Raw genomic sequence first — 13,228 nt, forward strand, 5'->3', positions numbered from 1 at the left:
GTTTCATCGGGTTGATGGCCAATTGCTTATTTTGTCAGTGCGTTCTTTTGCGCAATCAGTACAATCGCCCGCATTTGCCCCCCGAGTAAGGACGCTCTACGGCGGGCGCTCGCGAGAAGTCTCATGCTGATCGGTAGCTATTCACCCACCCTGGTTATCATTTCGCTCTGTGTGGCGATTCTTGCGTCCTATACCGCGCTCGACCTGACCGGGCGCATCGCCACGGCCAAAGGTCGGGCGGTGCATCTGTGGACGGCGGGTGGTGCCTTTGCCATGGGCATTGGCGTGTGGTCGATGCACTTCATCGGGATGCTCGCGTTCAATTTGCCGATTGACCTGGGCTACGACCTCACGATCACCGTCCTGTCGCTGCTGACCGCCATTCTCTCTTGCGGATTTGCCCTTTGGCTTGTCAGTCAGCCGAAGTTGCCAGCCTGGCAACTGGCGTTTGGCGCGCTAGCGATGGGCGCCGGGATCAGTGCGATGCACTACACCGGCATGGCTGCCATGCGCATGCAACCGGGCATCGATTACGATCCGACATTGTTTGGCACCTCGTTGCTGATCGCCGTTGGCGCGTCCGGCGCGGCACTCTGGATCGCTTTCCGTCTGCGCCAGTACACGCCTTACGTCGGCCTGATCCGCGCGGGCGCGGCGGTGATCATGGGCATCGCCATCGTCGGCATGCACTACACCGGCATGGCGGCAGCGCGTTTCCCGGACGGCAGTTTCTGTGGGGCGGCCGTCAGCGGCTTGAACGGCAAGGGCCTGGACAATCTGGTGCTGATCACCACGCTGGCGGTGCTGAGCATCGCCTTGCTGACATCGGTGCTGGATGCACGTCTGGAAGCGCGCACCGCGGACTTGGCGCGTTCGCTCACCGAAGCCAACCGCGAACTGACGCAACTGGCTTTGCACGACCCTCTGACCGGTTTGCCCAATCGCGTCTTGCTGGCCGATCGCATCGAACAGGCGATGTCGAAGGTAAAGGAGCAGGGCGGTTGTTTCGCGTTGATGTTCATCGACCTCGACGGCTTCAAGCCGGTCAATGACGCCTTTGGCCACCACATGGGCGATCAGTTGTTGCGCGAAGTCAGCCTGCGTTTGCGCGAAGATTTGCGCAGTCAGGACACGTTGGCGCGCATTGGCGGCGATGAGTTTGTGCTACTGGTGCGGCTTGCCGAGCCGGATGATGCGCTGAGCCTGGCGGCGCGTCAGGTCGGTTTGATTGCTCGCGCGTTCCGGGTGGCTGAGCATGACTTGCAGATTTCCGCCAGCGTCGGCATCGCGCTGTACCCGGGCAATGGACAGACCGCCCAAGACCTCCTGATGAACGCTGACGCTGCGATGTATCACGCCAAGGGTGCCGGGAAAAACGGCTACAGCTTTTTCGACGCCTCAATGAACAGCAATGCGCGCAAGCAGCTGCAATTGCTGCAGGATTTGCGCAATGCGCTCGAACAGAAACAGTTCAGCCTCTATTACCAGCCCAAGTTCGACGCGATGGATGGTCGGCCAGTGGGCGCCGAAGCACTGCTGCGTTGGGCGCATCCGACGCGTGGCATGATCCTGCCGGACACGTTTATCGACCTGGCGGAAAAAACCGGATTGATCATTCCGATCGGCGAGTGGGTGCTCAACGAAGCCTGCCGTCAGATGCGCGAATGGTATGTGCTGGGCTACACCGACTGGCGGATCGCGGTGAACCTCTCGGCGTTGCAGTTCTGCCATGCCGGGCTGGTTCAAAGCGTCGCCAGGGCCCTGAGCGCCCATCAACTGCCGGCCAATAGCCTGACCCTGGAAATCACCGAAACCACCGCCATGAGCGACGCCGATGCGAGCATGACGGTGTTGCAGGAACTCTCGGCCATGGGCGTCGACCTGTCCATCGATGACTTCGGGACGGGCTATTCGAGCCTGATGTACCTCAAGCGCCTGCCGGCCAATGAGTTGAAAATCGACCGCGGTTTCGTCCGCGACCTCGAACACGACAGCGACGACGCGGCGATTGTCTCCGCGATCGTCGCACTCGGGCAGGCGCTGGGCTTGCGGATCGTTGCCGAAGGCGTCGAAACCGGCGTGCAGCAAGACTTCCTGACCAAGCTGGGATGTGATTCGTTGCAGGGCTATCTGCTGGGGCACCCGCTGCCGGCGGACCGCTTCATGGTCGACATCCTGCGCGCAGAACAACTGACCACCGCATGAACCCGTGCGACCTGTAGCAGCTGACGAGCAGCGTCCGGCTGCGTCCGGCAGCGAAGCTGTCGTGAATTCAGGCGGCGCGGTGTTTCAGACAGATCGCGTGCGTAGGGTTCACGACTGCTGCGCAGCCGGACGCAGCCTCGCGTTGCTCGTCAGCTGCTACGGTCGGGTGGTCGGTCGGGGCGGGCAGTCGGCGGTGTGGAGGTGTTGGTCGTATCTGTTGATGTGAGCCCATGCAAAAGCCGGCAATGGCGGTTATTCTTGATCCCGACTGCTTATGTTGGATTGGGGGAACGCTTACATGGACAAAGTCATCGTCATCACCGGTGGCGGCCGCGGCATTGGTGCCGCCACCGCCTTGCTGGCCGCCGAACAGGGCTATCGGATCTGTATCAACTACCAGTCTGACGAGTCCGCCGCGCAAAGTGTGCTGGAGCAAGTCCGCGCACTGGGCGCCCAGGCCATTGCGGTGCGCGCCGATGTCAGCATCGAAGATGAAGTGATCGCCATGTTCCGCCGCGTGGACGCCGAACTGGGCCGGGTCACGGCACTGGTGAACAACGCCGGCACCGTCGGGCACAAGTCCCGGGTCGACGAAATGTCCGAGTTCCGCATTCTCAAAATTCTCAAGACCAACGTCCTGGCGCCGATCCTCTGCGCCAAGCACGCGATCCTGCGCATGTCGCCAAAACACGGCGGGCAGGGTGGCAGCATCGTCAACGTGTCGTCGGTGGCCTCGCGTTTGGGCTCGCCCAACGAGTACGTGGATTACGCCGCGTCAAAAGGTGCGCTGGACAGCTTCACCATTGGTCTGTCCAAGGAAGTGGCGGGTGAGGGCATTCGCGTCAACGCCGTGCGGCCGGGGTTAATCTTCACCGACTTCCATGCGCTGAGCGGGGATCCGGACCGGGTCAGCAAGCTCGAGTCGGCGATTCCGATGGCTCGCGGTGGTAGGCCGGATGAAGTGGCGGAGGCGATTGTGTGGTTGCTGTCCGATAAAGCTTCTTATGCGACCGGGACTTTTGTTGATCTTGGCGGTGGGCGTTAATCCATAGCTTTTGTATTGCCTTTACTGGCCTCATCGCGAGCAAGCTCGCTCCCACAGGTTTTGTGGACACTGAAGATCCACTGTGGGAGCGAGCGAGCCTGCTCGCGACAGTCAAGACAACGTCAAAACGTCAGAACGACCGCACAATCCTTCCCAGTGTTTCCATCGCCTTCTCCGAATCCTCGGTCCAGGGACTGCCATAGTTCAGCCGGATACAATTGCGAAACCGCTGCGTCGGCGAAAAGATCGGCCCCGGCGCGATGCTGATGCCTTGCGCCAAGGCCATCTGGAACAATTTCAGCGAATCCATCTGCGGCGGCAATTCCAGCCACAAGAAGTAGCCGCCGGCCGGCTGACTGACGCGGGTCTGGGCCGGGAAGTAGCGGGCGATGGCGGCGAGCATGGCGCTTTGCTGTTCTTCCAGTGCATAACGCAATTTACGCAAATGCCGGTCGTAACCGCCGTGTTGCAGGTAATCGGCGATGGCGGCCTGCGCCGGCATCGAAGCGCAGAGTGAGGTCATGAGTTTCAGACGTTCAATCTTCTGCGCAAAACGCCCGGCCGCGACCCAACCGATGCGGTAGCCGGGGGCCAGACTTTTGGCGAACGAACCGCAGTGCATCACCCACCCTTCGGTATCAAACGCCTTGGCCGGTTTCGGCGCCTGTTGCCCGTAATACAGCTCGGCGTAGACGTCGTCTTCGATCAGCGGCACTTGATGGCGGCGCAGCAATTCCACCAACTCCTGCTTTTTCGCCTCGGGCATGGTCGCGCCCATCGGGTTCTGGAAACTGGTCATGCACCAGCAGACCTTGATTGGATGACGCTCCAGTGTCTGCGCCAGTACCCCGAGGTCGATGCCGTCCCGAGGATGCACCGGGATTTCCACGGCCTTGAGTTTCAGTCGTTCGAGTATTTGCAGGCAGGCGTAGAACGCGGGCGCTTCAATGGCCACCAGGTCGCCGGGTTCCGTGACCGCTTGCAGGCACAGGTTCAAGGCTTCGAGGGCGCCGTTGGTGATCAGCAACTCTTCCATCGGCAGCATCAGCCCGCCGACCATGTAGCGCAGGGCGATTTGCCGACGCAATTGCGGGTTGCCGGGCGACATGTCGGTGACCACCATGCGCGGGTCCATCTCCCGGGAAGCACTGGCCAGCGAGCGCGACAGGCGCTGCAAAGGGAACAGGGTCGGGCTGGGAAAGGCTGAACCGAACGGGACGGTGTTCGGGTCCTTGATCGAATCGAGCACCGAAAACACCAGTTCGCTGACGTCGACTTCGGTGGACTCGCTGACCTGGCTGCTGATCACCGGCTCCGAGAACGGGCTCGGTGCGTGGACGTTGACGAAGTAGCCGGAGCGCGGGCGGGCGCGGATCAGGCCTCGGCGTTCGAGCAGGTAGTAGGCCTGGAATACCGTGGACGGGCTCACGCCGTAGGTCTGGCTGGCGTAGCGCACCGATGGCACGCGCTGGCCGGGCCCAAGGACGCCGGAGCGGATCAGTTCAGCGATGTCGTCGGCGAATTTTTCGTAGCGTTTCATCGAGTGCCCGAGTTGGAGTGATTCATGCGGTGCACCGTTGTGGCGAGGGGGATTGCCCCCTCGCCACAGGGCACCGCAGTCTAAGGGATCAACGGTTCATCGGCGCAACAAACCGGCTCTTGGCTTCGCTATAAACATCCGGCTCATCGCTGTCTTCAATCTTGAATATGATCGTCTGCGAACTGCTGCTCGGCCGTTCTGTGGTCATCGCCACCGACACAGGCACATCGACAATCTCGCCCGGCGCCAGGCTCAGTTGCGTCTTGCCTTGCAGCTGGAAGCCGTCGCCATCGACCAGACTCAAATGATAGTCCTGACGCAGCTGGGTTTTATTGATGACCTTGAGGCTGTAGATGTTTTCGATCTGCCCCTGACTGTTTTCACGGAACAACCCACGGTCTTTGCTTACGTCCAGCGACACCATCGGCCGTTCCACCAAGGCAAAAGCGAGGGCGCCGATCATCACCAACAGCACCGCCGTGTAACCGATCAGCCGTGGCCGCAGCAGGTGGGTCTTGCCTCCCTGCAATTCATGCTCGGAGGTGTAGCTGATCAGCCCACGGGCATAGCCCATTTTGTCCATGATCGAATCACAGGCGTCGATACACGCGGCACAACCGATGCACTCCATCTGCAAGCCATCACGGATGTCGATGCCGGTCGGGCAGACCTGCACGCACAACTGACAGTCGATGCAATCGCCCAGCCCGACCTCGGCCGGTTTCACTTCACGTTTGCGCGCACCACGGTTTTCGCCACGGGCCGCGTCATAGGAAATGGTCAGGGTGTCCTTGTCGAACATCACACTCTGGAACCGCGCATACGGGCACATGTGCATGCACACCGCTTCGCGCAGCCAGCCGGCGTTGATGTACGTGGCGCCGGTAAAGAACAGCACCCAGAACAGACTGACGCCGCCCATTTGCCAGGTCAGCAGCTCTTCGGCCAACGGCCGGATCGGGGTGAAATAGCCGACGAAGGTCAGGCCGGTGAGCAGGCTGATCGCCAGCCACAGTGTGTGCTTGGCGGAACGCCGCAGCAGTTTGTTCAGGCCCCATGGCGCGGCTTGCAGCTTGATGCGCTGGTTGCGCTCGCCTTCGGTGATTTTCTCGCACCACATGAAGATCCAGGTCCAGGAACTCTGCGGGCAGGTGTAGCCGCACCAGACCCGACCGGCGAACACGGTGATCGCAAACAGGCCGAACGCGGCGATGATCAACAGCGCCGACAGCAGAATGAAATCCTGCGGCCAGAAGGTCGCGCCGAAGATGTGAAATTTGCTCTCGGAAAGGTCCCAGAGCACCGCTTGGCGGTCACCCCAGTTCAACCACACCGTGCCGAAAAATAGCAGAAACAGACAGCCTGCACCGCTCAATCGCAAGGTGCGGAACAGGCCGGTGAAGCTACGGGTGTGGATCAGGTTGTCGCTGGACTTGGCCTTTATCTTCGGTCTCGAAGGCTCAAACGTCTGGACCGCAGGGGGGCTTTCAACTAATCGGACGGGGATTCTATCGCTCATGGTCTGTCGCTCATCAGCCTCCATCAGGCCAGTGCACTATGAGCGTCGATCTGTTTGCATAACAGACTCAGGTATTGCAATAAAAAGCGGATCAGATGAGCGCTGATCCGCCCTGTGCGACAACTTGAAGCACCTGCCCTGACAGGACGCAGACCTCTATCCCAAGCCTGCGCCGGGGTTGTTGATCGGTGTCAGTCAAATCACCGAATCACTGTCCGTGGCCTTCAAATGCCGGCGACCGTCCACCGCGCCTGCTACGGTCAATGCATCGGCTTCTGCTTCGGTGATGTAAATACGCTGGTCGTTGAGGTCCACCGCTGACATGGATTTTTCCGAGTCAGTGATGATGGTGACGTCGGGACCCAAACGAATTTCCTCGCCGTTTTCGGTGGTAAAGAAGCAGGTCTTGTTTTCGATGCGTACGGTCATGGTGTTGTCCTTTTTTCTGCGGGTACTTAAACGTTAGGGCGCATTCGCCGGCCATCGTTCGGTGCAACTGATTAATGGTCGGCGCGGTCCATCCTCAAACAACCGGCACAAGGACCACAGCATGAACGCCTGGTGGCATGAAGTTTGGGTGACGCTGCAAGGGGAGTTCGCCGACATCGGTGACGCGTCCCAATTGACGCGTATTACTGTGCGCCTGCTGATAGCGGCGGTGCTGGGTGGAATTCTCGGTTTCGAGCGCGAGCACAAAGGCAAGGCCGCCGGGGTGCGCACCCACATGCTGGTAGCGCTGGGGGCGGCGCTGTTTGTGCTGGTGCCGCAGATGTCCGGCGCTCAGGCCGACGCCATGAGCCGTGTGGTGCAGGGCGTCATCGCCGGGATCGGCTTTCTCGGTGCCGGGACTATCCTGAAAAACAACGAGGGTGATGAAGGTCATGTCAAAGGCCTGACCACCGCCGCCGGGTTGTGGATGACCGCCGCCATCGGAGTGTCGGCCGGGCTGGGGCGCGAGGCGACGGCGGTGTTCAGTACGTTTTTGGCATTGGCCATTTTTAGCGTGATGCCAAGGATCGTGCGCCTGATCGACAAGGACCGCACCCCGTAAATTGTCATGATCAGGGCTTCACAATCACCGGCGGCAGGGTGCTCGGTGGTTCTTCCCGAGGTGGCGGTTGAGTGCCGGGCGGGTCTTGCTCGGGCACGGGTTGCGGCTCGGTCGGCGGAATCACCGGGCTGTCGATGTTCGGATCAGGTGTTTCGGCAGGGATTGGAATACTCATTGTTCAAGCCTCCAGTGGCACATGGCGTAAGTCGTGCTTAAGTGGATTGACCTCCCGACGCGGGATTTGATTCCCCTTAAATGCCGAGGCAAATCCCTCTGAACTTTTAGTGAAGCCGGTGGCTCCCAACCTAAGTGAATCTATTCAGGGACCATCCGGTACAAGAGCGTCCATGGGGCGTAAAGGAGAGATGCTCGATGACTGCTGAAAAACCGACAGAGCTGAACTACAACCCTCACATGCCGCTGTCGCAAGCGTTGCTGCTACCGCGAATCGCGATTGAAAACACCCACCCGACCCTCGATGGCGGACAGTTCGCCGTCAAGGCCGTGATCGGTCAGGACGTGGTGGTGACCAGCAAAGTGTTTGCCGACGGTCACGACAAACTGGCCGTGCGGGTGCGCTGGCGTGCCGAAGGCGACGAGGTCTGGCAAAGCGCAGTCATGGCGGAGCTGGGCAATAACGGCTGGCAAGGCCAGTTCCGTGTCGTGCGTGAGGGGCGCTACCTGTTTTGCATCGAAGCCTGGATCGATCAGTTCGCCAGCTTCTGTTATGAGCTTGGGAAGAAGCACGCGGCGCGAGTCCCGGTCAGTCTCGAGTTACAGGAAGGGCGCACGCAGGTCCACCTGGCGGCCGAACGTAGCGACGGCGAGTTGAGCGAACAACTGGCGGCGCTGCACCACGAATTGTCCGGCCTGCTCGAAAACGAGCAGGTGGCGCTGTTTCTGCACCAGCGTAGCGCCGACCTGATGGCCCAGGCCGACCATCGTGCTTATCTCAGCCTCAGCCCCGAGTTCCCGCTGGATGTCGAACGGGAACTGGCGCAGTTTGCCAGTTGGTATGAGTTGTTTCCGCGCTCGATCACCGACGATCCGGCCCGTCATGGCACCTTCAATGATGTGCATTCGCGGTTGCCGATGATTCAGGACATGGGCTTCGACGTCCTGTACTTTCCGCCGATCCACCCGATCGGCCGCAGTTATCGCAAAGGCCCGAACAATTCCCTGACCGCCGGCCCCGACGACCCCGGCAGCCCCTATGCGATTGGTGGCGAAGAGGGCGGGCACGAGGCGATTCATTCAGAACTGGGGACCCGCGAAGACTTCCGTCGACTGGTAGCCACGGCGGCGGACTACGGACTGGAAATCGCCCTCGATTTTGCCATTCAGTGCTCACAGGACCACCCCTGGCTGCAGCAGCACCCGGGCTGGTTCAACTGGCGGCCGGACGGCACGATCAAATACGCCGAGAACCCGCCGAAGAAATACCAGGACATCGTCAACGTCGATTTCTATGCGGCCGAGGCGATTCCCAGTCTGTGGGTCGAATTGCGCGACATCGTGGTCGGCTGGGTCGAGGAGGGCGTTAAGATCTTTCGCGTCGACAACCCGCACACCAAGCCGCTGCCGTTCTGGCAATGGCTGATCGCCGATGTACGCGCGTTGTACCCCGAAGTGATTTTTCTCGCGGAAGCCTTTACCACCCCGGCGATGATGGCGCGGCTGGGCAAGGTCGGTTACTCGCAGAGCTACACCTATTTCACCTGGCGCAACACCAAGCATGAGCTGGCGACGTATTTCACCGAGCTCAATGAATCGCCGTGGCGCGAATGCTACCGGCCGAATTTCTTCGTCAACACGCCGGACATCAACCCGTTCTTTTTGCACGAGTCCGGGCGTGCCGGTTTTCTGATCCGTGCGGCGCTGGCGACCATGGGCTCTGGCCTGTGGGGCATGTACTCGGGTTTTGAACTGTGTGAATCGGCGCCGATCCCGGGCAAAGAGGAATACCTGGACTCCGAGAAGTACGAAATTCGCCCAAGGGACTTCAATGCGCCGGGCAACATCATTGCCGAGATCGCGCAGCTCAACCGCATCCGCCGGCAGAACCCGGCATTGCATACGCACCTGGGCCTGAAGGTCTACAACGCGTGGAACGACAACATTCTGTATTTCGGCAAGCGCAGCGCGGACGGCAGCAACTTCATTCTGGTGGCGGTCAGTCTCGATCCGCATAACGTCCAGGAAGCGAATTTCGAATTGCCGCTGTGGGAAATGGGTTTGCCTGACGACGCCATCACCCAGGGCGAAGACTTGATGAACGGGCATCGCTGGACCTGGTATGGCAAGTACCAGTTCATGCGTATCGACCCGGCGTATCAGCCGTTCGGCATATGGCGAATAACCGTCTAGAACGCAGAACCTGTGGGAGCGAGCCTGCTCGCGAAAGCGGTGATCCAATCGCCAAAGATGGATCGGATGTACCGGCCTCTTCGCGAGCAGGCTCGCTCCCGCAGGTAATCATTGTGTTTGGGCTCAGCGGCTTTTTCGATTTCAACAGGAGTTTCAAATGGCGAAGAAACCCAAGGCAGCCACCTTCATTAAGGACCCGCTCTGGTACAAGGACGCGGTGATCTACCAGGTTCACGTCAAATCATTTTTCGACTCCAACAATGACGGGATCGGCGACTTTCCCGGCCTGATCGCCAAACTCGACTACATTGCCGACCTCGGCGTCAACACCATCTGGCTATTGCCGTTCTACCCCTCGCCACGCCGCGATGATGGCTACGACATCGCCGAGTACCGAGGTGTCCACGCCGACTACGGCACGATGGCCGATGCCAAGCGCTTCATCTCTGAAGCCCATGAACGCGGCCTGCGTGTGATTACCGAACTGGTCATCAACCACACCTCGGACCAGCACGCCTGGTTCCAGCGTGCGCGCAAGGCCAAACCCGGCTCGGCGGCGCGGGACTTTTACGTCTGGTCCGATGATGATCACAAGTACGACGGCACCCGGATCATCTTTCTCGACACCGAGAAATCCAACTGGACCTGGGACCCGGTGGCCGGCCAATACTTCTGGCACCGTTTCTACTCCCACCAGCCGGACCTGAATTTCGATAACCCGCAGGTCATGAAAGCCGTGCTCTCGGTGATGCGCTACTGGCTCGACATGGGCATCGACGGCCTGCGGCTGGACGCCATTCCGTACCTGATCGAACGGGACGGCACTAACAACGAAAACCTCCCCGAGACCCACGACGTCCTGAAGCAGATCCGCGCCGAGATCGACGCCAATTACCCGGACCGCATGCTGCTGGCCGAAGCCAATCAATGGCCGGAAGACACGCAACTGTATTTCGGTGAAACCGACGCCCAGGGCTTGAATGGCGACGAATGCCACATGGCCTTTCACTTCCCGTTGATGCCGCGCATGTACATGGCGCTGGCCCAGGAAGATCGCTTCCCGATCACCGACATCCTGCGCCAGACCCCGGAGATCCCGGCCAATTGTCAGTGGGCGATTTTCCTGCGCAACCACGATGAGCTGACCCTGGAAATGGTCACCGACAAGGAGCGCGATTACCTGTGGAATTACTACGCGGCCGACCGTCGGGCGCGAATCAACCTGGGGATTCGCCGTCGACTGGCGCCGCTGGTGGAGCGAGATCGCCGTCGCGTTGAGCTGCTCAATAGCCTGCTACTGTCGATGCCCGGCACGCCAACCCTGTATTACGGCGATGAAATCGGCATGGGCGACAACATCTACCTCGGCGACCGCGATGGCGTGCGCACGCCGATGCAGTGGTCGATTGACCGCAACGGCGGGTTCTCCCGCGCCGACCCGGCGAGCCTGGTGTTGCCACCGATCATGGACCCGCAATACGGCTACCTGTCGGTCAACGTCGAAACCCAGGCTGGCGATCCGCATTCGCTGCTCAACTGGACCCGACGCATGCTCGCGGTGCGCAAACAGTCCAAGGCGTTCGGGCGCGGTACGCTGAAAATGCTTTCGCCGAGCAACCGCCGGATTCTGGCCTACACCCGTGAATTCACTGGCGAGGATGGCAAGCACGAAATCATCCTCTGTGTAGCCAACGTCTCGCGCAGTGCCCAGGCGGCGGAACTCGACCTGTCGGCGTACGTCGGCATGGTGCCGGTGGAGATGCTCGGTGGTAATGCGTTCCCTCCGATTGGACAGTTGAATTTCCTCCTGACCCTGGCGCCATACGGCTTCTATTGGTTCGGGCTCGCGGCGGAAAACCAGATGCCGAGCTGGCACGTGGAACCGGCACAAAGCCTGCCGGACTTCACCACGCTGGTGTTGAAGAAACGCATGGAAGAACTGCTCGAAACGCCGTCTCGCGGCACGCTGGAACAAGGCATTCTGCCGAATTGGCTACAGAACCGCCGCTGGTTTGCCGGCAAGGACGCGGCCATCGAACAGGTCAACCTGGCCTATGGCGTACGCTTCGGCGATCCGCTGCACCCGGTGCTGTTGAGCGAAATCGAAGTCACCAGCGCCGGCCAGACCCACCGCTACCAGTTGCCATTCGGCTTTATTCCCGAAGATCAGGTCGGCGCCGCACTGCCTCAGCAGCTGGCGTTGTCGCGGGTGCGTCGGGGCCGTCAGGTGGGTTTGATTACTGATGCCTTCAGCCTCGAACCCTTTATCCATGCCGTGCTGGCTGGTATGCAGAACGAGACGGTGTTGCCGTCGAGCGCGGGTGACATCCGCTTCGAGCCGACCGTGGAGCTGGCGAAACTCGGACTGACGCAAGAGTCGCCTGTTCGCTATCTGTCGGCCGAGCAATCCAACAGTTCGGTGGTGATCGGCAACAGCCTGGTGCTCAAACTGATCCGCAAACTCGCCTCGGGCGTGCACCCGGAACTGGAAATGAGCGCCTACCTGACCAACGCCGGGTTCCAGAACATCTCGCCACTGCTGGGCTCGGTGGTGCGCCGTGACGAACACGGCGAAGACACCTTGTTGATGATCGCCCAGGGTTATTTGAGCAATCAGGGTGATGCCTGGGAATGGACCCAGAACAACCTTGAACGCGCGCTGCGTGACGAGTTGGCTGATGCGATCTCCGAGCAGGAACAGCACTACAACGCCCTCGGTGAGCTGAGGGATTTTGCCGGCATGCTCGGCCAGCGCCTGGGGGAAATGCACCAGGTGCTGGCAGCGCCGACCCAAGACAAGGACTTCGCGCCGCAGGTGACGACGGCGAAAGAGGCACTGGCCTCGGCCAAGGACGTGGCGGCGCAGCTGGAGCACGCGCTCAAGTTGCTCAAGCAGCATCAAAATCAACTGAACCCGGCGGACCAAGCCTTGGTCAGTCGTTTACTGGACGAGAAAAAAGCCATCCTCAGCCACGTTCAGGAACTGGGCAGGAAAGCCGTCGGTGGCTTGCGCATCCGCGTCCACGGCGACTTGCACCTGGGCCAGGTGTTGGTGATCAAGGGCGATGCCTACCTGATCGATTTCGAGGGTGAGCCGGCGCGGCCGCTGCGTGAACGACGGGGCAAGCACAGCCCGTACAAAGACGTCAGCGGCGTGTTGCGTTCATTCGATTACGCCGCCGCGATGACGATCAATGTGCACAACGTCGACAACACGGCTGAGGCTCAGGGGGCGCGCCATCGGGTCGCCGAGCGTTACCTGATTGAAGCAAAACAGGCATTTGTCGACGCTTATCGGCTGGCGGCAGCTAGTCTTGCTCATGCGTGGCAAGATCCGGAAGGCGAGGACGCCGCGCTGGCGTTGTTCGGTCTGGAGAAGGCGGCCTATGAAGTGGCGTATGAGGCCGAAAATCGACCCACTTGGCTGCCGGTGCCGTTGCACGGTTTGTATGGATTATTAAGTGGGCTTAAACCCTTTTCCGATCTTGGTGGAGAGTAGTC

At 60.4% G+C, this 13,228-nt stretch carries 9 protein-coding genes; 5 read left to right on the forward strand and 4 right to left on the reverse strand.

From position 1 onward, the window contains the following. Positions 1 to 123 precede the first annotated feature (123 nt). Both H8F22_RS08995 and H8F22_RS09000 read left to right on the forward strand, forming a co-directional pair. A complete protein-coding gene (locus H8F22_RS08995) occupies positions 124 to 2,205 on the forward strand; it encodes a putative bifunctional diguanylate cyclase/phosphodiesterase (protein WP_027923454.1) in 2,082 nt (693 codons plus the stop codon). A gap of 298 nt (positions 2,206 to 2,503) precedes the next feature. After that, complete coding sequence (locus H8F22_RS09000) at positions 2,504 to 3,250, forward strand: SDR family oxidoreductase (protein WP_027923455.1); 747 nt, start codon at positions 2,504 to 2,506, stop codon at positions 3,248 to 3,250. 130 nt (positions 3,251 to 3,380) lie between these two features. Here the strand turns inward: H8F22_RS09000 and mapR are convergent, their stop codons facing one another. The 3 genes from mapR to H8F22_RS09015 all read right to left on the reverse strand — a co-directional run bounded on the left by mapR (position 3,381) and on the right by H8F22_RS09015 (position 6,738). Next, the gene (mapR, locus tag H8F22_RS09005) at positions 3,381 to 4,790 is read right to left on the reverse strand and encodes a GntR family transcriptional regulator MpaR (RefSeq protein ID WP_027923456.1); all 1,410 of its coding nucleotides are present in this window, start codon (positions 4,788 to 4,790) and stop codon (positions 3,381 to 3,383) included. Between the two features lie 88 nt (positions 4,791 to 4,878). Then, a complete protein-coding gene (gene ccoG, locus H8F22_RS09010) occupies positions 4,879 to 6,309 on the reverse strand; it encodes a cytochrome c oxidase accessory protein CcoG (protein WP_059180929.1) in 1,431 nt (476 codons plus the stop codon). Between the two features lie 195 nt (positions 6,310 to 6,504). Beyond that, a complete protein-coding gene (locus H8F22_RS09015; RefSeq protein WP_027923458.1) occupies positions 6,505 to 6,738 on the reverse strand; it encodes a DUF3203 family protein in 234 nt (77 codons plus the stop codon). Positions 6,739 to 6,859: 121 nt separating this feature from the next. On the opposite strand from H8F22_RS09015, the gene H8F22_RS09020 reads away from it, so the two are divergent. Then, positions 6,860 to 7,360, forward strand: a complete 501-nt coding sequence (locus H8F22_RS09020) for an MgtC/SapB family protein (RefSeq protein WP_027923459.1) — start codon at positions 6,860 to 6,862, stop codon at positions 7,358 to 7,360. Between the two features lie 10 nt (positions 7,361 to 7,370). On the opposite strand, the gene H8F22_RS09025 is transcribed toward H8F22_RS09020, so the two are convergent. Continuing rightward, positions 7,371 to 7,535 carry a hypothetical protein gene (locus H8F22_RS09025; protein ID WP_172825905.1) on the reverse strand — a complete coding sequence of 55 codons (165 nt, stop codon included), beginning with the start codon at positions 7,533 to 7,535 and terminating at the stop codon, positions 7,371 to 7,373. Between the two features lie 197 nt (positions 7,536 to 7,732). Here H8F22_RS09025 and H8F22_RS09030 point away from each other — a divergent pair, with 197 nt between their 5' ends. Beyond that, positions 7,733 to 9,727: an alpha-1,4-glucan--maltose-1-phosphate maltosyltransferase gene (locus H8F22_RS09030; RefSeq protein WP_027923460.1), complete on the forward strand. Its 1,995-nt coding sequence runs from the start codon at positions 7,733 to 7,735 to the stop codon at positions 9,725 to 9,727. 157 nt (positions 9,728 to 9,884) lie between these two features. Then, positions 9,885 to 13,226, forward strand: a complete 3,342-nt coding sequence (gene treS, locus H8F22_RS09035; RefSeq protein WP_027923461.1) for a maltose alpha-D-glucosyltransferase — start codon at positions 9,885 to 9,887, stop codon at positions 13,224 to 13,226. Positions 13,227 to 13,228 lie beyond the last annotated feature (2 nt).

The sequence above is a fragment of the Pseudomonas mucoides genome (assembly GCF_015461845.1).
Taxonomy (GTDB): domain Bacteria; phylum Pseudomonadota; class Gammaproteobacteria; order Pseudomonadales; family Pseudomonadaceae; genus Aquipseudomonas; species Aquipseudomonas mucoides.